Origin of the sequence: Streptomyces chromofuscus (genome assembly GCF_015160875.1) — a bacterium.
In the GTDB taxonomy this organism is placed as follows: Bacteria; Actinomycetota; Actinomycetes; order Streptomycetales; family Streptomycetaceae; genus Streptomyces; species Streptomyces chromofuscus.
In genome coordinates this window covers 1282476-1299800 of record NZ_CP063374.1, presented here as the reverse complement: position 1 = coordinate 1299800, position 17325 = coordinate 1282476, and the positions used below count along the sequence as shown (strand labels likewise).

The window sequence follows — 17325 nt, the reverse complement described above, 5'->3', positions numbered from 1 at the left end:
GCGGTTGCTTGCCGACGGGGCTTGCTGCACCCCCTCTTCCGATATATCGTTGAAGCATCGCGACAGATCAACGGTAGATCTGCGTCAAATCTTCGCCAGATCACGAACAGATGGAGTGATGGACGTGCACAACCACGGATACGAGCGTGGACACGGCGGCCCCCGGCGTGCTCGGGGCGACTTCGACGGACGGCGCGAGGCCTTCGGGCCCTTCGGTCCGGGCGGACACGGCTTCGGTCACGGCGGCCCCGGGGGTTTCGGTGGCTTCGGTCCCGGACCCTGGGGCGGGCGCGGCCGAGGCGGGCCGAGGGGGAGGGCGCGGCGCGGTGACGTACGCGCCTCGATCCTGGCCCTGCTGAAGGACCGGCCGATGCACGGCTACGAGATGATCCAGGAGATCGCCGAGCGCAGCGGCGGGGCGTGGAAGCCCAGCCCCGGCTCGGTGTACCCCACCCTTCAACTGCTGGAGGACGAGGGGCTGATCGTCAGCGAGTCCGAGGGCGGCAAGAAGCTGTTCTCGCTGACAGAGGCGGGCCGCACGGCGGCCGGGGAAGGCCCGGAGGCTCCCTGGGAGGAGGCCTCGCGCGGCGTCGACTGGGAGGCCCTCGGTGAGATCCGCCAGGCCGGCTTCGGACTGATGGAGGCCTTCGGGCAGGTCTGGAAGACGGGCGACAAGGAGCAGCGCGAGAAGGCGCTCGCCGTGATCAACGAGGCCCGCAAGAAGCTGTACCTGATCCTCGCCGACGAGGACTGACACGGCCGTACGCCGCGACGAGGACCGGCGCTGCCCATACGGCACCGAAGGCGATCCGCGGGGCGCCTTCGGTGCCGCCCGTTCGGGCCACGAGCTTCGCGGCTTCCGCAGGGACTCGTTCGGCGCCGCCGTCGCCGAGTCCTTGAGCCGGATCCGCGCAGCGGGCGGCAACGAACCCGGCACGAAGAGGGGATCGCATGGCCGAAGTCGGCGGGGAGCGTCTCCCGCGCCCCGACCGGCACGGCCTGATTCTCCTCCGTAAGGAGGAGAATGCGGCGAGGGACGTCCGCTCTGCGTGGGACGCGAAAATGGTTCCGGCCGGGGATGACCGGATCGCGGGGGGCTGATGGGGTGAGGGTGTGCACCATCCCATCCCCCGGCAGCAGGCCGACGAACACTCCGGCGCGGACAACGATGCCTGCCTCAGCGCGGAACTGGCCGCTGTGCTCGCCGGTGCCCGCAGACGGGCGGTGCGGGACGGGGACCGGCAGGTCGACACCGCCCATCTCCTCCACTCCCTCCTGGAGTACGACCCGGAGGTGCGCGCCGCCTTCGACGGTGAACCCCGACTCGCCCGGCTGCTCGGCTACCTCGTGCAGCGCAGCATCGGCTACGGCCTGCGCTGGCAGACCACCGTCGAGGACTCCGGGGCGATCCCCGTCGTGACCGGGGCCGCGGGCCACTCGCCGCCGGCCGCCACGGCGATGTCGTACGCCGGGGAACGCGCCGCGCGCCGCGGTGACGGACCGGCCCGCGGCGTCGATCTGCTGGCGGGGATCGTCGTGGACCCGCGCTCGCGGGCCGTCGAGGTGCTGGAGCGGGCCGGGATCGACGTGCCCGAGCTGTTCATGCGGATCGAGCGGGGCTCGCATGAGTGCCTGGGAGGCGCCGAGGCCGGTTGCTGACCAGGGACCTGAGGTCCAGCCGATGAGACAGGAGTCATCAGGGGTGACGGTCATGTCGTCGCCTGTCATCATGTCCGGGTGCATACGTCAGTCAGCAGTCGGGGCAGCCACGGCAAGGGCGTCGGGCTCGCGCTCGCCCTCGGGTCGGCGCTCGCCTTCGGCGGATCGGGAGTCGCGGCCAAGCCGCTCATCGAGGCGGGCCTGGACCCGCTGCACGTGGTGTGGCTGCGGGTGGCCGGCGCGGCCCTGGTGATGCTGCCGCTCGCCGTGCGCCACCGCGCGCTGCTGCGCCGCCGGCCCGCGCTGCTCGCCGGGTTCGGGCTGCTGGCCGTCGCCGGCGTGCAGGCCTGCTACTTCGCGGCGATCTCCCGTATCCCGGTGGGAGTCGCGCTGCTCGTCGAGTACCTCGCGCCCGCCCTGGTGCTCGGCTGGGTTCGGTTCGTGCAGCGGCGGCCCGTGACGCGCGCGGCGGCGCTCGGCGTGGTCCTCGCCGTCGGCGGACTGGCCTGCGTGGTCGAGGTCTGGGCCGGTCTGGGCTTCGACGCCCTCGGGTTGCTGCTCGCCCTCGGCGCCGCCTGCTGCCAGGTCGGCTACTTCGTGCTCTCCGACCAGGGCAGCGACTCGGGCGCCGACGCCCCGGACCCGCTCGGCGTGATCGCGTACGGCCTGCTGATCGGGGCCGCCGTGCTGACCGTCGTGGCCCGGCCCTGGGGCATGGACTGGTCGGTACTCGCGGGCTCCGCGCACATGGACGGCGACGCCGTCCCCGCCGTGCTGCTGCTGGCCTGGATCGTGCTGGTCGCCACCGTCGTCGCGTACGTCACCGGCGTGCTGTCCGTGCGCCGGCTCTCTCCGCAGGTCGCGGGTGTGGTGGCGTGCCTGGAGGCGGTCATCGCGACGGTCCTGGCCTGGGTGCTGCTCGGCGAGCACCTCTCGGCGCCGCAGATCGTCGGCGGCGTGATCGTCCTGGTCGGGGCCTTCATCGCGCAGTCCTCGACGCCCGCGAAGGGCTCGCCGGCCCCGGTGACGGGCGGCGGGCCCGAAAGGGAGTTGTCCGCGCGGGGGACGGCGGCCTAGGGTGGCGATCATGCACACGGACGCACGCGTTCTTCCGCCCCCGGCCGTCTGAGGCGGGCTTTCAGGACCTCCACGCCCCGCGGCCCCACGCCGGGCGGAACGGTGCTGCCCGCGGAAGACGTCCCCGGACCCCGCTGAGCGGCGGTCCTCCCCGATCTTCTGCGCTTCGGCGCTCCTGCGGAGAAACGTGTGTCCACTGTTGCTTCCGGCCTGCCCGTCGGGCGGGGCCTGCTGTATCTGATCGTCGCCGGTGCCGCCTGGGGCACCGCGGGCGCGGCCGCCTCACTGGTCTACCGCGCCAGTGACATGGGCTCCGTCGCCCTGTCCTTCTGGCGGTGCGCCGCCGGACTGCTCCTCCTCCTCGCGGCCCGCCACCTGCTCCCGCGGGCGGTCGCCGCTCCCGAGCCGCGGGTCCGCAAGGCGATGCGGATCGGCGCCACCGGCCTCGGGCTCGCGGTGTTCCAGACGGCCTACTTCGCCGCCGTGTCCGCCACCGGCCTCGCCGTCGCCACCGTCGTCACGCTCGGCGCCGGGCCCGTGCTCATCGCCCTCGGCGCACGCCTGACCATGGGCGAGCGGCTCGGCCGCACCGGCGTGTCGGCCGTCGCCGGCGCGCTCACCGGGCTCGGGGTGCTGGTGTTCGGCGGCGGGGACGCCGTCGTACGCCCGTCGGGGGTCGCGCTCGCGCTGCTGTCCGCCGCCGGGTACAGCGCGATGACCCTGCTCACCCGCTACTGGGGCCGCGACGGCGGCGCCGACGCCTCCGGCACCACCGTCTGGGCGTTCGCGGTGACGACCCTGTGCCTGCTGCCGTTCGCGCTGATGGAGGGTCTGGTGCCGCAGACGGCCGAACCGGCCCTGCTGGTGTGGCTCCTCGTCTACATCGCGGCGATCCCCACCGCCCTCGCGTACGCGCTGTACTTCGCGGGCGCGGCCGTCGTACGGTCGGCCACCGTGTCCGTGATCATGCTGCTGGAGCCGGTCAGCGCGGCGGTCCTGGCCGTCACCCTGCTCGGCGAACAGCTCACCGCCGCCACGCTGGCCGGAACCCTGCTGATGCTGGGCTCGGTCGCGGGGCTGGCGGTCGCCGAGACACGCGCGGCGCGGGCGGACCCGGCTGCCGGCTGACCACCCCGGGCACATGGGGGCCGTCCCTCCCCGTTCGGGCCGCCCCCGTGAGCTTACGGCATCGTGAGGTAGTCGGGCAGCTCGGTCCCGGGCGCCAGGTCGGCGGCCGGGACCGGCGTCCCGTACCCCTTGCGCAGGGGCACCACGCCCGCCCAGTGGGGAAGGGCCAGGTCCTCGGGCTCGTCGTCCACACCGCCGGTGCGGAACTTGGCGGAGACCTCGTCGAGGTCCAGGCGGATCACGGCGGTGGCCGCGAGTTCCTTCCTGTTCGCGGGCCGGGAGTCGCGTGACCGGCCCGGCACGACATGGTCGACCAGCGCGTCCAGCGCCAGCCGCTTCTCCTCGGGGTCCGTGACGTCGTGGGCGACGCCGTGCACCACCACGGACCGGTAGTTGATCGAGTGGTGGAAGGCCGAGCGGGCCAGGACCAGGGCGTCGACGTGCGTCACCGTCAGGCACACCGGGAGGCCGGGGCCGGCCTGACCGGTCATCCGCAGCGGGCGGGAACCGGTGGAGCCGTGCACGTAGAGCCGCTCGCCGACCCGGCCGTACAGCGTCGGCAGGACCACCGGCGCGCCGTCGCGGACGAAGCCGAGGTGGCAGACGTAAGCCTGGTCGAGTATCGCGTGCACCAGTTCCTTGTCGTACGCCGCGCGGTCCGGGGAGCGGGTGGGGACGGTGCGGTCGGTCCGGGTGTAGGCGGCGGACGGTGACGTCGTCTCCTGGGTCCCCTGCATGGCGCCCTCCATTGCACTAGTGCATACTTGGCTTTGTGCTAGGAGGCTATCCGATCGAAGGGCGGCGCGCAGCGGACATTTCCGCGAGCGTGGAGCGCGCGGTGGCGGCGGGCGCGCTGGCGCCCGGGCAACTGCTGCCTCCCATGCGCGAGTTGGCGTCCCGGCTCGGGGTGAACCCGAACACGGTGGCCGCCGCCTACCGGACCCTGCGTGAGCGCGGGGTCATCGAGACCGACGGGCGGCGCGGCAGCCGGGTGCGACACAGACCCGCCACCACCGGACGCGAGGAGATCGGCGTGGACGTCCCGGAGGGCGTACGGGACATGGCCGCCGGGAACCCCGACCCCGCGTTGCTGCCGTCACTGGTGGCCGCGTTCGCCCAGGCGGCGGGCGGGGAGCCGGTGCTGTACGGGGAGGCGCCCGTGGAGCCCGAACTGGCGCGGCCGGCGCGGGCCGAGATGGAGGCCGGGGGAGTGCCCGCGGGCCCGATCGCGGTGACATCCGGCTCGCTGGACGCCATCGAACGGGTGCTGGCCGCCCACCTCAGGCCCGGGGACGCCGTCGCCGTGGAGGACCCCGGGTGGGGCGGCCTGCTCGACCTGGTCCCGGCGCTCGGACTGCGCACCCTGCCGGTCGCCCTCGACGACGAGGGACCGCTTCCCGACCAGGTGGACCGCGCCCTCACCGCGGGCGCCCGGGCCCTCGTCGTCACGGACCGCGCGCAGAACCCCACCGGGGCCGCGCTGAGCGCCGCACGCGCGCGTGCCCTGCGTTCCGTGCTGCGCGACCATCCGGAAGTGCTGCTGATCGAGGACGACCACGGCCACGGCATCGTCGACCTGCCCCTGCATCCGCTGGCCGGCGCCACCCGGCACTGGGCCTTCGTCCGCTCGGCGGCCAAGGCCTACGGACCCGACCTGCGGCTCGCCGTGGTCACCGGCGACGAGGTCACGCTGGACCGGGTACGCGGCCGCCAGCGGCTCGGGCCCGGCTGGGTCAGCCGGATCACCCAGCGGGCCGCGGCGTGGCTGTGGAGTCACGACGCGGTGGACACGGCGGTGGTGGCGGCCGCGTACGGAGCGCGCCGGAGCGCGCTCGTCGAGGCGCTCGCGCGGCGGGGTGTGGCGGCGACCGGGCGCAGCGGCCTGAACGTCTGGGTGCCGGTGCCGGACGAGACCGCGGCCGTCTCCCGGCTGCTGCACGCCGGTTGGGCCGTCGCCCCCGGCGCCCGCTTCCGGATGAGCGCCCCGCCCGGCATCCGGGTCACCGTCTCCACCCTCACCGAGGCCGAGACGGAACCCCTGGCCGACGCGATCGCCGCGGCCGTACGTCCGGCGGCGCTGCGCAGTTACGTGTAGGCCGTGGTGGGCGGCGCGGTTACGTGCGTACCGCGGTGCACGGCTCAGCCGCATGTGGAACCGCGGTGCGCGGTGCGGTCACGTGTGGCTGCTCACCGGCCGGGTGCGGGCCGCGGGCCGGGTCACCCCCTCGGCCGGACCTGCGTCAGTGCCGCCCCCGCCAGGACGATCGCCGCGCCGACCGGGGTGGACCACGTCAGGGACTCGCCGAGGACGGTGACGCCCGCGGCCGTGGCGATGACCGGGATGAAGTAGGTGACCATCTGGGCGGTGGTCGGGCCGACCTCCGCGACCAGGCCGTACTGGATGAGCACCGCGAACCCCGTGCCCAGGGCGCCCAGCGCCGCGACGGCGAGCAGCGGCACCACCGGGAAGCGGGTCGGCATGCTGGTGAACAGCGGCGTGACGACCGCGAGTTGCAGCGTGGCCAGCAGCAGCTGGGCCCCCGTCAGGGACAGGTGCGAGGCGCCGGACCCGGCGAGCGTGCGGCGGACGTAGATCCAGCCGACGGGGTAGCTGAGCGAGGCCAGCAGAGCCAGGGCCGTGCCCGTGGGGTCGACGCCGGTGAAGCCCTGCCAGGCGCCGAGCACGGTCAGCACTCCGAGGAAGCCCAGGCCCAGACCGGCGACCCGGACCCGGGTGGGCCGGTCCTCGGAGAGGGCGACCAGGGACAGCGCCATGCCCCACAGCGGTGAGGTGGCGTTGCAGATACCGGCGAGCGTGGACGGGATCGTCAGCTCGGCGAACGCGAACAGCGAGAACGGCAGCGCGTTGAGCAGGAACGCGGCGACCGTCAGATGCGCCCAGGTACGGGCCCCGCGCGGCAGCCGCTGGCGCTTCACGGCCATCGCCGCGGCCAGGACCGCCGTACCGAACACCAGGCGGCCGAGGGTCACCTGAAAAGGGGCGTAGCCGTCGGTGCCCACCTTGATTAGCAGGAAGCTGAAGCCCCAGACCAGCGACAGGGCGGCGAAGCGGACCTTCCAGTCGAGGGCGCGGCGGGCGCGGATGCGGACAGGCGTGCGGGCGGCGTCGCTCGTGGCGGTGGTCACGGAAGCAACGATGCTGGACACAACCTCGTAGAACAAGCGAGATTTCACACGCTGTATCTCGTAGCATCGCTTACATGTTGAGCCTGGACCGTCTCCGCACCCTCGACGCTCTCGCCCGGCACGGCTCGGTGAGCGGCGCGGCCGAGGCGCTGCACATCACGACGTCGGCCGTGTCCCAGCAACTGGCGAAGCTGGAGCGCGAGGTGAGCCAGCAACTGCTCGCCAAGAACGGTCGGGGCGTCCGGCTCACCGACGCCGGCCGGCTGCTCGCCGAGCACGCGGCGCGCATCCTGTCGCAGGTCGCCCTCGCCCAGTCCGACCTGGAGGCGCAGCGTGGCCAGGTCGCCGGCGAGCTTCGCCTGTCGGCGTTCCCGACCGCCGCGCGCGGACTGTTCCCCACCGCCCTCGCCACCCTGCGTGCCGCCCACCCCGGCCTGCGGCTGCGCACGTGCGAGCTGGAACCGGAGCGTTGCATCCAGGGCGTGGTCCGCGGCGACCTGGATCTCGCCGTGGTCCTGGACTGGTACAACAAGCCGATGGCGCTGCCCGACGGCCTGGTCAAGGCGTCGATCCTGGACGATCCCGCCGACGTGGCGATGCCCGCCGGGCATCCGCTGGCCGGACGTGACGAGGTGGACCTCGGGGAGTTCGCCGAGGACGAGTGGATCACCTGGGGCCAGGGCGAGTTCTGCCACGAGTGGCTGATGTTCACCCTGCGCTCACGCGGCGTCGAGCCGATCGTCAGCCACCGCGCCCCCGAGACGCACACCCAGCTCGCGCTGGTCGCCGCCGGGCTGGGGGTGTGCATCGCCCCGCTCCTGGGGCGCCATCCGATACCCGCCGGAGTCGTCACCGTGCCGCTGAAGCAGCGGGTGCGGCGGCACGTGTACGTGGTCTGGCGGGCGGACGCCGACCGCCGGCCGTCGATCCGGGCGGCGGTGGCGGCACTGCGGGCGGCGGGCGAGCGTGTCGGCTGACCGCGGGCGGCGGCGGACTCCTCGGCTGCCGCGGGCTACAGCGACCCCAGCTTGCGGAAGTCCCAGGAGACCGTTTTCGACGGGGTGAGCCGCACCCACGCGTGCCGCCCGTCGTGCGGCATCTCCTCCAGCCCGAAGTTCTTGCGGGCGAACAGCGTCTCCGGCGCGTCCAGTTCGGCGCACAGCTCCCCGGTGCGCGGGATCTCGCCCACGAACTCGACGCTCCCGGACAGCTCGACGCCGCGCAGTTCGTCGTACTCCTCACCGGTGTCGACCACGATCGCCACCCGCGGATCACGGCGCAGATCGGCCCACCGCTTGCTGCGCACCACGGAGTACAGCCACATCGACGTGCCGTCCCAGGCGAACCACAGGGTGCTGACGTGCGGTGCCCCGTCGGCCGACACCGTGGCGACCCGGCAGGTGCGCTGGCCGGTCAGGAACTCGTCCAGCTCGCCCGGTGTCATCATGATCTTCCGGCCCCGGCGCTGAGTGGCTGTCATGCGCTTCCCCTCGACTTCCCCTCGGACAGAACGGCACCTGACGGTACGTCGGGCACGATGGGCCGTCTGGCGTCTTCGTGCAATGGTGGTCGATGTCTCAGGCGATGGCGTGGATCACCCGGACGCCGCTGTCGTGGGCGGCGCCACCGGCCGGGCCACCCGGCAGCAGGGCGTGTCGGCCCGGCCGGCGCCCTGCCGGAGCCGGCGACGCCGCCCCGACGGCCGGGGCGCGAGCCGTGACGCCCGCCTCTTGCGCGCCGCCGAACCGCTGCCCGTGCGGCAGATCGCGGCTCCACGGCGGTGCGCGCAGCGCCCCGGTCGAGGTCGCCGAGGAGGACCTCGTCGTACGTCGGCCGCGCGGCCGTGGTGCCGTCCACGCCGTCGCGGGGGTGTCCGCCGACCACACCCCCGCGATGATCCCCGACACCCTCGCGTTGGGCGCCACGGTCGCGACCACGGACGAGGTGCTCGGCGGCCCGAAGCGGCCCCGGTGGCGACGGCCGTCAGGTGAGACGGATCTCGTCGCCCGCCACGGTGATCTTCGCGGCGGCCAGCGCCTGGGTCGCCGGCCCCTGCTGCACGCTGCCGTCGGTGGCGGAGAACCTGCTGTTGTGACAGGGGCAGACGATGACCCCGTCCTGGACGTCCTTCACCGCGCAGCCCTGGTGGGTGCACTTGGAGGAGAACGCCTTGTACTCGCCCGCCGTCGGCTGGGTGACCACCACGTCCCCGAACACCTTCCCCCCGCCCTCGGGGATGTCGGAGGTCTTGCCGAGCACGGCTCCGGCGCCGGCCCCGGCACCCGCCTCGACGTCGGAGCCGGAGCCGGAGCCGGCACCGGAGGAGTCCTCGCCCGCCCCGCACGCGGTCAGTGCGACGGTGAGTCCGGCGGCCCCGGCAGCCGCCATGACGGTGCGACGGGCAGGACCCGACGGGGTGTGAAGCGATTCGCTGGGCATGCTGACGTTTCCTTCCACGGACACGGGGTGATCTCTGCCGATCTGTTCAGCAGTACGGCCGTGAGGCGGCCGGAGTTCAGTGGCGGGACGCAACTTCACTCGATCGAGATGTACCAGGAACGTCCGGAACGCGGTAATCGCGGGGCCGGTCGGCGGGCCGCGAACGCCCCAGTAACCTGGGGCGATGCTCAAGGAAGTCATCGCGACCCGCTACATCATGCCGCTGCGTGAGGGCGGCTCGCTGCCGGGACTCGTCGAGGCCGACGACCTCGGCACGTACGTGATGAAGTTCACCGGCGCCGGCCAGGGCCGCAAGACGCTCGTCGCGGAGGTCGTCTGCGGCGAACTCGCCCATCGGCTGGGCTTCCGCGTGCCCCGCCTGGTGGCTGTCGACCTGGACCCCGTGCTCGGGCTCGGTGAGCCCGACCAGCAGGTCCAGGACCTGATCAGGTCCAGCGGCGGCACCAACCTCGGCATGGACTTCCTGTCCGGCGCGCTCGGCTTCGACCCCCTCGCCTTCGCGGTCGGCCCCGAGGAGGCCGGGCGCATCGTCTGGTTCGACGCGCTGGTCAACAACGTCGACCGGTCCTGGCGCAATCCCAACCTGCTCATGTGGCACGGCGACCTGTGGCTCATCGACCACGGCGCCACCATGATCTGGCACCACAACTGGCCGGGCGCCACCGCCTCCGCCGCCCGCCCGTACGACGCCTCCGACCACGCCCTGCGGTCCTTCGCGCCGGACGTCGCCGGGGCCGCCGCCGCGCTGGCGCCGCTGGTCACCGAGGAACTGCTGGCCGAGGTCACCGCCGCGATCCCCGACGCCTGGCTGACCGGCGAACCGGGCTTCGACACGCCGGACGACCTGCGCCGGGCCTACGCGCGGCCACTGCTCGCGCGCGCCGCCGTCATCCACGAACGCGTCGAGGGGGTCAAGTGAGCGAGCGCCACATCACCAGGGCCGGCCAGGGCGGCGGGCGGGACGTCTTCGAGTACGCGCTGCTGCGGGTCGTCCCGCGCGTCGAGCGGGGCGAGTGCATCAACGCGGGCGTGCTCGTGTACTGCCGCGCCAAGGCCTACGTCGGTGCCCGCACCCACCTCGACGAGGCGCGGCTGCTGGCCCTCGACCCGAACGCGGACGTGGCCGGGGTGCGGGCCGCGCTGCGCGCCGTGGAGAGCGTGTGCGGCGGCGGGGAGGCGGCCGGGCAGGCGGCGGGCGACGACGCCGGGCGGCGTTTCCGCTGGCTGATCGCGCCCCGGTCCACGGTCGTCCAGCCCGGGCCCGTGCACACGGGGCTGACCGTCGATCCGGCGGCCGAGACCGAACGGCTGCTCGACCTGCTGGTGCGGTGATGGATCACATGCACCCGATGGGCCGTTGACACCGGGTGCCAGGGCTTCTAGCGTCACGTCTGCTGAAGGTACTAAGCGGTCGCTCATTGGGGAGCGCGCCGCTGGGCCGCATCCCAAGGCGAGGAGAAGCAGCAATGCCCACCACTGAGCAGCGGGTCGCAGTCGTCACCGGTGCCGCGCGCGGCATCGGCGCCGCCACCGCCGTACGCCTGGCGGCCGAGGGCCGCGCGGTCGCCGTGCTGGACCTCGACGAGGCCGCCTGCAAGGACACCGTGGAGAAGATCACCGCGGCGGGCGGCAAGGCCATCGCGGTCGGCTGCGACGTCTCCGACGAGGCGCAGGTCGAGGCGGCCGTCGCACGCGTCGCCGAGGAGCTCGGCGCGCCGACGATCCTCGTCAACAACGCGGGCGTGCTCCGCGACAACCTGCTGTTCAAGATGAGCGTCGCCGACTGGGACACCGTCATGAACGTGCACCTGCGCGGCGCCTTCCTGATGTCGAAGGCCTGTCAGAAGTACATGGTGGACGCGGGCTTCGGCCGGATCGTCAACCTCTCCTCCTCCTCCGCCCTCGGCAACCGCGGCCAGGTCAACTACTCGGCCGCCAAGGCCGGTCTGCAGGGCTTCACCAAGACCCTCGCCAAGGAGCTCGGCAAGTTCGGCGTCACCGCGAACGCCGTCGCCCCCGGCTTCATCGCCACCGACATGACCGCCGCGACCGCCGAGCGGGTCGGCATGGGCTTCGAGGACTTCAAGGCCGCCGCAGCGTCCATGATCCCCGTCCAGCGGGTCGGCGAGCCCGACGACATCGCCAACGCCATCGCCTTCTTCACCGGCGACGCGGCCGGATTCGTCTCCGGCCAGGTGCTGTACGTCGCCGGCGGACCGCTCGACTAGGGATCACGGACATGACTGAACTGCCTGAACTCTCCGGCAAGGTCGCGCTCGTCACGGGCGCCAGCCGCGGCATCGGCCACGGCATCGCCGAGGCGCTGGTGGCACGCGGTGACCGCGTCTGCATCACCGGCCGCAACGAGGAGGCCCTGAAGGAGGCCGTCGAACGGCTCGGCGCCGAGCGGGTCATCGGCGTCGCCGGCAAGGCCCACGACGTCGACCACCAGGCCGTCGCCGTCGAGCGCACGATGGAGGCCTTCGGCCGGGTCGACTACCTGGTCAACAACGCCGGTACCAACCCGGTGTTCGGGCCGATCGCCGACCTGGACCTCGACGTGGCGCGCAAGGTCTTCGAGACCAACGTCGTCTCGGCGCTCGGGTTCGCCCAGAAGACCTGGCACGCCTGGCAGAAGGACAACGGCGGCGCCATCGTCAACATCGCGTCCGTGGCCGGCGTCTCCGCCTCGCCCTTCATCGGCGCGTACGGCATCAGCAAGGCCGCAATGATCAACCTGACCCTCCAGCTGGCGCACGAGTTCGCGCCCCGGGTGCGGGTCAACGCCATCGCCCCCGCCGTCGTGAAGACCAAGTTCGCGCAGGCCCTTTACGAGGGCCGGGAGGAGGAGGCCGCCGCGGCCTACCCGCTCGGCCGGCTCGGGGTGCCCTCAGACATCGGCGGCGCCGCCGCGTTCCTCACCTCCGAGCAGGCCGACTGGATCACCGGGCAGACGCTCGTCGTGGACGGCGGCATCTTCCTCAACGCGGGGGTCGGCTGACCGGATCGGGTCCTTTCGGACAGGGGCGCCGGCTCCGTCCACGGTGGTCGTGTGACGCGATTCCGTCGACGGAAACGGCGCCCCTGTCGACATGTCGTCGCCGTACAGGCCCATGACAACGTCGTCATCGAAAAGCTGATCACTTACCTCGCGCAAGAACGTTTCAGGTCGTCCAGGGCTGCGATAGGGTCTGCCGACCCTTGGTATGGCAGATCGAGGAGCGTGCGCGTGTTCAACCGGAACCGAGGCTTGCGGCAAGTGGCCGCCATCGCTTCCATATCCCTGGTGGCCGGGTGCAGCCTGTTTTCGGACGGTGACCCCGCTGAAGGGGGACCGATCGTCGTGGGCACCACCAGTGCCCCCAGCACGCTGGATCCGGCCGCTTCCTGGGACGGCTCCTGGGAGCTGTTCCGCAACATCTACCAGACGCTGCTGAGCTACCCCACCGGCGCGACCGCACCCCAGCCGGACGCGGCCGAGAGCTGCGCGTTCACCGACGCGACCAACCGGGTGTACCGCTGCGAGCTGCGCGAAGGGCTGACCTTCTCCGACGGCGACGCGCTGGACGCCGAGGCCGTCAAGCACTCCATCGACCGGATCCTGGCCATCAACGCGCCGAGCGGTCCCGCCGGGCTGCTGGGCAGCCTGGAGCGGGTGCAGGCGCGCGGCGACCGCGAGGTGGTCTTCCACCTCAAGAGCCCCGACGCGACCTTCCCGTTCGTGCTGGCCACCCCGGCCATGTCCGTGGTCGACCCCGACGACTACCCGGCCGACGCCCTGCGCGAGGACGGCGGCGTCACCGGCTCCGGGCCGTACGTCCTCGACTCCTACAAGGAGGGCGCGGAGGCCGAACTCGTCCGCAACGACCGCTACAAGGGCTTCGCCGAGCGAAGAAACGATGCGGTCACGATCCGCTACTTCAAGGACTCCGGCGCCATGGTCCAGGCCCTGCGCGCCCAGGACATCGACCTGACCTACCGAGGTCTCGCCGCCGACGACATCGTCGCGCTCCAGGGCAAGGACACCGACGAGACCCTGCAACTCGTCGAGGGCGCGGGCGCCGACATCAGCTACCTGGTGTTCAACCCGAAGGACGAGTGGGCCGGCAAGACGGCCGTGCGCAAGGCCGTCGCCCAGGTCATCGACCGGCCGACCATCGCCCACACCATCTACAAGGACACCGTCGACCCGCTGTACTCGATGGTCCCCAAGGGCCTCACCGGCCACACCACCGGCTACTTCGACAATTTCGGCGACCCCGACCCGGACAAGGCCCGCGACATCCTCGCCGAGGCCGGCATCACCGAGCCGGTCCCGCTCATTTTCTGGTACACCAGCGACCGCTACGGCTCCGAGACCGCCGTTCTGTTCAAGGAGCTCAAGCGCCAGCTGGAGGCCTCCGGGCTGTTCAAGATCACCCTCAAGAGCCGGCCCTGGAAGGAGTACGTCGAGGGCTACCAGAAGGGCGAGTACCCGGTGTTCGGGCGCGGCTGGTTCCCCGACTTCCCGGACGCCGACAACTACATCGCGCCCTTCGTCGGCGAGCAGAACGCCCTCGGTACGCCGTACGTCACGCCGAAGATCACCGGGGAACTGCTGCCCCGCTCCCGTCGGGAGAGCGACCGCGGCCAGGTGGAGACCGACTTCGAGGAGGCCCAGCACATCCTCGTCCAGGACGTACGGCTGCTGCCGCTGTGGCAGGGCAAGCAGTACGTCGCCGCCAGCGTGGAGATCTCCGGCGCCGAGCGTTCCCTGGACCCGTCGACCATCATGATGATGTGGGAGCTGTCCCGGAAGACCAGCTGGTGAGGCTGGGGAGACGGCCCGCGGCGCCCGTTGTCAGTGGTCGCCGGTAGGTTCTGTGGTCTGCAACCGACCGCACACCGTAAGGAAGTTGACGTGACCGACATCGCCATGCTGCCCGAGTCCTGGCGCGGGGTCCTGGGCGACGAACTGCACAAGCCCTACTTCAAGGAGCTGGTGGAGTTCGTGGAGGAGGAGCGGGCGAAGGGTCCCGTTCATCCCCCGCGCGAGGAGGTCTTCGCGGCGCTCGACGCCACGCCGTACGAGCGGGTGAAGGTCCTGATCCTCGGCCAGGACCCCTACCACGGCGAGGGGCAGGGCCACGGGCTGTGCTTCTCGGTCCGCCCCGGGGTGAAGACCCCGCCCTCGCTGCGCAACATCTACAAGGAGATGCAGGAGGAGCTCGGCCTGCCGGTCCCGGACAACGGCTATCTCATGCCGTGGGCCCGGCAGGGCGTGCTGTTGCTCAACGCGGTGCTGACGGTCCGGGGCGGCGAGGCGAACTCGCACAAGGGCAAGGGCTGGGAGAAGTTCACCGACGCGGTGATCCGCGCGGTGGCCGAGCGGCCCGACCCGGCGGTGTTCGTGCTGTGGGGGAACTACGCGCAGAAGAAGCTGCCGTTGATCGACGAGGCCCGGCACGTGGTGGTGAAGGGCGCGCACCCCTCGCCGCTGTCGGCGAAGAAGTTCTTCGGTTCCCGGCCGTTCACGCAGATCAACGAGGCGATCGCGCGGCAGGGGCACGAGCCGGTGGACTGGCGCATCCCGAACCTGGCCGAACTGGCCTGACCTGCGCCGCCCGCGGGCGGGCCGACGTCACGGGTCGGCCCCGCCTCGCGGGGAATGCCGCTGGTGGCCGTTAGCGTCGGGACCGACGGACGTCGGTGAGTGCACGGAGGGTGCGGTGTCGGAGCGACAGGAGCAGGCGGCGCCGGACGCCGTGATGACGCGGATCGGGCAGGTCGTCATGCTGCACCACGCGGGGGACAGGGAGGAGGCCCGGCACCGGTTCCTCCAGATCTGGGCGGAGATCGGCGAGGACGGCGACCCGCTGCACCGCTGCACGCTGGCCCACTACATGGCCGACACCCAGGACGACCCCGGCGACGAACTGGCGTGGGATCTGAGGGCGTTGGGCGCGGCGGAGGAACTGACCGACGACCGGCTCGCCGCCCACGAAGGCGCGTTGGCGGTCCGTGCCCTGTATCCCTCCCTGCACCTCAACCTCGCCGCGGACTACGTCAAGCTCGGGCGCTCGGACGCCGCGCGCACGCATCTGCGGCGGGCCCGCGGGGCGGCGGACACCCTGGCCGACGACCCGTACGGGGAGGGGGTGCGGGCGGCCATCGGACGGCTGGAGCTACGGCTCGGGGAAGGGGGTTCGCCGGGCGGGGGAGGGTGGCGGCCGCCTCGGCAGCGGCCGTGAAGGTCGAAGGTGGCGGGCGGGCGTGAGGTGCGCCAGGTGGCCGCAAGAGGTGGCGGGCGGCGGCTGTGAGGGGCGTGCCGGTCGTGTGCCGCGCCGGGGGTCCCTGGGGTTGGGTGGCGCGGTGAGCGTGCCGGGTGCCGGCCGGAGAGGCGTCCTCGCCGAGGAGGTGCCGGGCGCCGTGCACCGGCGTCCCACCCTCGTCGTCCAGACGGGCGGCCGGGGTGCCTTCACCGCCCGTACGTCTGCTCGCAGATCACCGCCTCCGGGCTGTCCGGGCGCCAGCCGCCGTACTTGCTGCCGAGGGCGCACACGTCGGTGTCCTCGCGGACCGGGGCGGTGACGTCCGGGACGTCGGCGGGCGGTGGCCGGCGCGGGCGGCGGGGTTCGGGGCGCGGTGGGTCGGAGGGCGGGCGGGAGTGCGTGCGCGGCGACGGGGCGTGCCGGGCCGGTGAGGGAACCTGCGCGGTCGGGCGGCGTGGTTCCGGCGTGGCCGGATCGGGCCGGCGGGACGGGCCGATCATCTCCAGGGCCTCCCGGGCCGGGGCCTGCACGATCTGCGGCTCGCTGTCGCCCTCCGGGCTCGGTGCCGACGTCGGCGGCACGGCGGTGGGGCCTTGCTGGACGGTCGTACAGCCGGACACGGCCGAGAGGGCCACGGTGACGAGCAGCGTCGCGGTCGTCGTCGTTCGATGCACCCGCGCAACTCTGGTGGCTGGGGCCCCGCATGACCCGGTGGAGGAGCGGAGTTTGCTCCGGATGGGTGAAGTACGCCCCCGCAGGGAGGGCGCGCGCCCCGCCGAGCTGACGTCCGCGTCCCGTCCGGCGAATCGGACGTCTGCGCCCGTTCCGGTGGATGGTGCCGGGCGCGGCGGAGACGCAGGGCCTGTCGTTTGGATCACGCCGCAGACGCGGGGTCCGGCATGTGCGTCTGCACGCACCAGACCCCGCTCACCGGCACCGATCAGCACCGGCGACTCCCTGCGACCTGATCCCAACGACAGGATCCAGGAGAGGGCTTCCGGCCGGCACTCCCCCGGCCTCCGGCCGGGGGACCCCCAGAGCACGCACCGGACGGCGCTCCTTGCCGGCAAACGTCGCCTGCCGCGGCCCTAGTCGCCCGTCATGCCGTCGATGCGCTCGCGGAGGAGATCCGCGTGTCCGTTGTGACGGGCGTACTCCTCGATCATGTGGGTGTAGATCCAGCGCAGGCTGAACGGCTCGTCGGTGGAGCGGCCTCGGCCCCTGGAGAGGTCGTCCAGTGCGAAGCCGGCCGCGTTGCGCCGGGCGATCACGATCTCCGCCTGCCAGGTGGCGTACGCCTCCGCCCAGGTGTCGGCGTCGGTGAGGTGGAACTCGCCGTCGCGGTCCTCCTCGGTGTAGTAGATCGGCCCCGGGGCGTCCCCCACCAGCACCTTGCGGAACCAGCCCCGTTCCACCTCCGCCATGTGCCGCACGAGGCCCATCAGGGACAGCTCGGACGGCTCCACGGCCGTGCTCCGCAGTTGCGCGTCGCTCAGCCCCTCGCACTTCCACGCCAGGGTCTGCCGGTGATACTCCAACCAGCCCTCCAGCATGGTCCGTTCGTCCGCGTTCCGGGCGGGCTCGCTGCGCTGTGTCGTCATGA

The 17325-nt window shown here is 72.6% G+C and carries 19 protein-coding genes and 1 pseudogene; 14 read left to right on the top strand and 6 right to left on the bottom strand.

Going from position 1 to position 17325, the window contains the following annotated elements:
• Positions 1-118: 118 nt before the first annotated feature.
• From IPT68_RS05850 to IPT68_RS05835, 4 genes are all read left to right on the top strand, one after another.
• Entirely contained in the window at positions 119-754 is a 636-nt protein-coding gene (locus IPT68_RS05850) for a PadR family transcriptional regulator (RefSeq protein WP_189697115.1), read from the top strand.
• Positions 755-1113: 359 nt separating this feature from the next.
• Positions 1114-1659, top strand: a complete 546-nt coding sequence (locus IPT68_RS05845) for a Clp protease N-terminal domain-containing protein (protein WP_189697116.1) — start codon at positions 1114-1116, stop codon at positions 1657-1659.
• Positions 1660-1737: 78 nt separating this feature from the next.
• Positions 1738-2736 (top strand): EamA family transporter, encoded by a 999-nt coding sequence (locus tag IPT68_RS05840; RefSeq protein ID WP_189697117.1) that lies wholly within the window; start codon positions 1738-1740, stop codon positions 2734-2736.
• A 189-nt stretch (positions 2737-2925) separates the two neighbouring features.
• The gene (locus IPT68_RS05835; RefSeq protein WP_189697118.1) at positions 2926-3864 is read left to right on the top strand and encodes a DMT family transporter; all 939 of its coding nucleotides are present in this window, start codon (positions 2926-2928) and stop codon (positions 3862-3864) included.
• Positions 3865-3917: 53 nt separating this feature from the next.
• Here the strand turns inward: IPT68_RS05835 and IPT68_RS05830 are convergent, their stop codons facing one another.
• Entirely contained in the window at positions 3918-4601 is a 684-nt protein-coding gene (locus IPT68_RS05830; protein ID WP_189697119.1) for a pyridoxamine 5'-phosphate oxidase family protein, read from the bottom strand.
• A gap of 35 nt (positions 4602-4636) precedes the next feature.
• On the opposite strand from IPT68_RS05830, the gene IPT68_RS05825 reads away from it, so the two are divergent.
• Positions 4637-5959 carry an aminotransferase class I/II-fold pyridoxal phosphate-dependent enzyme gene (locus IPT68_RS05825; RefSeq protein ID WP_189697120.1) on the top strand — a complete coding sequence of 441 codons (1323 nt, stop codon included), beginning with the start codon at positions 4637-4639 and terminating at the stop codon, positions 5957-5959.
• Between the two features lie 122 nt (positions 5960-6081).
• On the opposite strand, the gene IPT68_RS05820 is transcribed toward IPT68_RS05825, so the two are convergent.
• Entirely contained in the window at positions 6082-7011 is a 930-nt protein-coding gene (locus IPT68_RS05820) for a DMT family transporter (RefSeq protein ID WP_228040286.1), read from the bottom strand.
• A gap of 74 nt (positions 7012-7085) precedes the next feature.
• Between IPT68_RS05820 and IPT68_RS05815 the strand changes: the two genes are divergently transcribed.
• Positions 7086-7988, top strand: coding sequence for a LysR family transcriptional regulator (locus IPT68_RS05815; protein WP_189697121.1), 903 nt, complete (start codon positions 7086-7088; stop codon positions 7986-7988).
• Between the two features lie 35 nt (positions 7989-8023).
• Here IPT68_RS05815 and IPT68_RS05810 read toward each other — a convergent pair whose 3' ends face one another.
• Complete coding sequence (locus IPT68_RS05810; RefSeq protein WP_189697122.1) at positions 8024-8491, bottom strand: pyridoxamine 5'-phosphate oxidase family protein; 468 nt, start codon at positions 8489-8491, stop codon at positions 8024-8026.
• 208 nt (positions 8492-8699) lie between these two features.
• Here IPT68_RS05810 and IPT68_RS33880 point away from each other — a divergent pair.
• Positions 8700-8982: pseudogene (locus tag IPT68_RS33880) on the top strand (cysteine hydrolase); the annotation flags it as partial.
• Between the two features lie 12 nt (positions 8983-8994).
• Here IPT68_RS33880 and IPT68_RS05800 read toward each other — a convergent pair.
• Entirely contained in the window at positions 8995-9450 is a 456-nt protein-coding gene (locus IPT68_RS05800; RefSeq protein WP_189697124.1) for a Rieske (2Fe-2S) protein, read from the bottom strand.
• Positions 9451-9634: 184 nt separating this feature from the next.
• Between IPT68_RS05800 and IPT68_RS05795 the strand changes: the two genes are divergently transcribed.
• The 7 genes from IPT68_RS05795 (at position 9635) to IPT68_RS05765 (ending at position 15701) form a co-directional block, all read left to right on the top strand.
• Entirely contained in the window at positions 9635-10390 is a 756-nt protein-coding gene (locus tag IPT68_RS05795; RefSeq protein WP_189697125.1) for a HipA family kinase, read from the top strand.
• Positions 10387-10803 (top strand): DUF3037 domain-containing protein, encoded by a 417-nt coding sequence (locus IPT68_RS05790; protein ID WP_189697126.1) that lies wholly within the window; start codon positions 10387-10389, stop codon positions 10801-10803. The genes IPT68_RS05795 and IPT68_RS05790 overlap by 4 nt, the downstream gene beginning before the upstream one ends.
• 134 nt (positions 10804-10937) lie before the next feature.
• Entirely contained in the window at positions 10938-11699 is a 762-nt protein-coding gene (gene fabG, locus IPT68_RS05785; protein WP_189697127.1) for a 3-oxoacyl-ACP reductase FabG, read from the top strand.
• An 11-nt stretch (positions 11700-11710) separates the two neighbouring features.
• A complete protein-coding gene (locus IPT68_RS05780) occupies positions 11711-12472 on the top strand; it encodes an SDR family oxidoreductase (RefSeq protein ID WP_189697128.1) in 762 nt (253 codons plus the stop codon).
• A gap of 228 nt (positions 12473-12700) precedes the next feature.
• A complete protein-coding gene (locus IPT68_RS05775; RefSeq protein ID WP_189697129.1) occupies positions 12701-14281 on the top strand; it encodes an ABC transporter substrate-binding protein in 1581 nt (526 codons plus the stop codon).
• Positions 14282-14371: 90 nt separating this feature from the next.
• Entirely contained in the window at positions 14372-15064 is a 693-nt protein-coding gene (locus IPT68_RS05770; RefSeq protein ID WP_189697130.1) for a uracil-DNA glycosylase, read from the top strand.
• A gap of 115 nt (positions 15065-15179) precedes the next feature.
• Positions 15180-15701, top strand: coding sequence for a tetratricopeptide repeat protein (locus IPT68_RS05765; RefSeq protein WP_189697131.1), 522 nt, complete (start codon positions 15180-15182; stop codon positions 15699-15701).
• Between the two features lie 227 nt (positions 15702-15928).
• On the opposite strand, the gene IPT68_RS05760 is transcribed toward IPT68_RS05765, so the two are convergent.
• Positions 15929-16396 carry a hypothetical protein gene (locus IPT68_RS05760; protein ID WP_189697132.1) on the bottom strand — a complete coding sequence of 156 codons (468 nt, stop codon included), beginning with the start codon at positions 16394-16396 and terminating at the stop codon, positions 15929-15931.
• A gap of 414 nt (positions 16397-16810) precedes the next feature.
• A complete protein-coding gene (locus IPT68_RS05755; RefSeq protein WP_189697133.1) occupies positions 16811-17323 on the bottom strand; it encodes a DinB family protein in 513 nt (170 codons plus the stop codon).
• Positions 17324-17325 lie beyond the last annotated feature (2 nt).

Excerpts from the sequence above, each read along its gene's own strand:
- IPT68_RS05850 (WP_189697115.1), top strand. The coding sequence starts at position 119 with ATGGACGTGCACAACCACGGATACGAGCGTGGACACGGCGGCCCCCGG.
- IPT68_RS05830 (WP_189697119.1), bottom strand. The coding sequence starts at position 4,601 with ATGCAGGGGACCCAGGAGACGACGTCACCGTCCGCCGCCTACACCCGG.
- IPT68_RS05815 (WP_189697121.1), top strand. The coding sequence starts at position 7,086 with ATGTTGAGCCTGGACCGTCTCCGCACCCTCGACGCTCTCGCCCGGCAC.
- IPT68_RS05810 (WP_189697122.1), bottom strand. The coding sequence starts at position 8,491 with ATGACAGCCACTCAGCGCCGGGGCCGGAAGATCATGATGACACCGGGC.
- IPT68_RS05800 (WP_189697124.1), bottom strand. The coding sequence starts at position 9,450 with ATGCCCAGCGAATCGCTTCACACCCCGTCGGGTCCTGCCCGTCGCACC.
- IPT68_RS05795 (WP_189697125.1), top strand. The coding sequence starts at position 9,635 with ATGCTCAAGGAAGTCATCGCGACCCGCTACATCATGCCGCTGCGTGAG.
- fabG (WP_189697127.1), top strand. The coding sequence starts at position 10,938 with ATGCCCACCACTGAGCAGCGGGTCGCAGTCGTCACCGGTGCCGCGCGC.
- IPT68_RS05780 (WP_189697128.1), top strand. The coding sequence starts at position 11,711 with ATGACTGAACTGCCTGAACTCTCCGGCAAGGTCGCGCTCGTCACGGGC.
- IPT68_RS05755 (WP_189697133.1), bottom strand. The coding sequence starts at position 17,323 with ATGACGACACAGCGCAGCGAGCCCGCCCGGAACGCGGACGAACGGACC.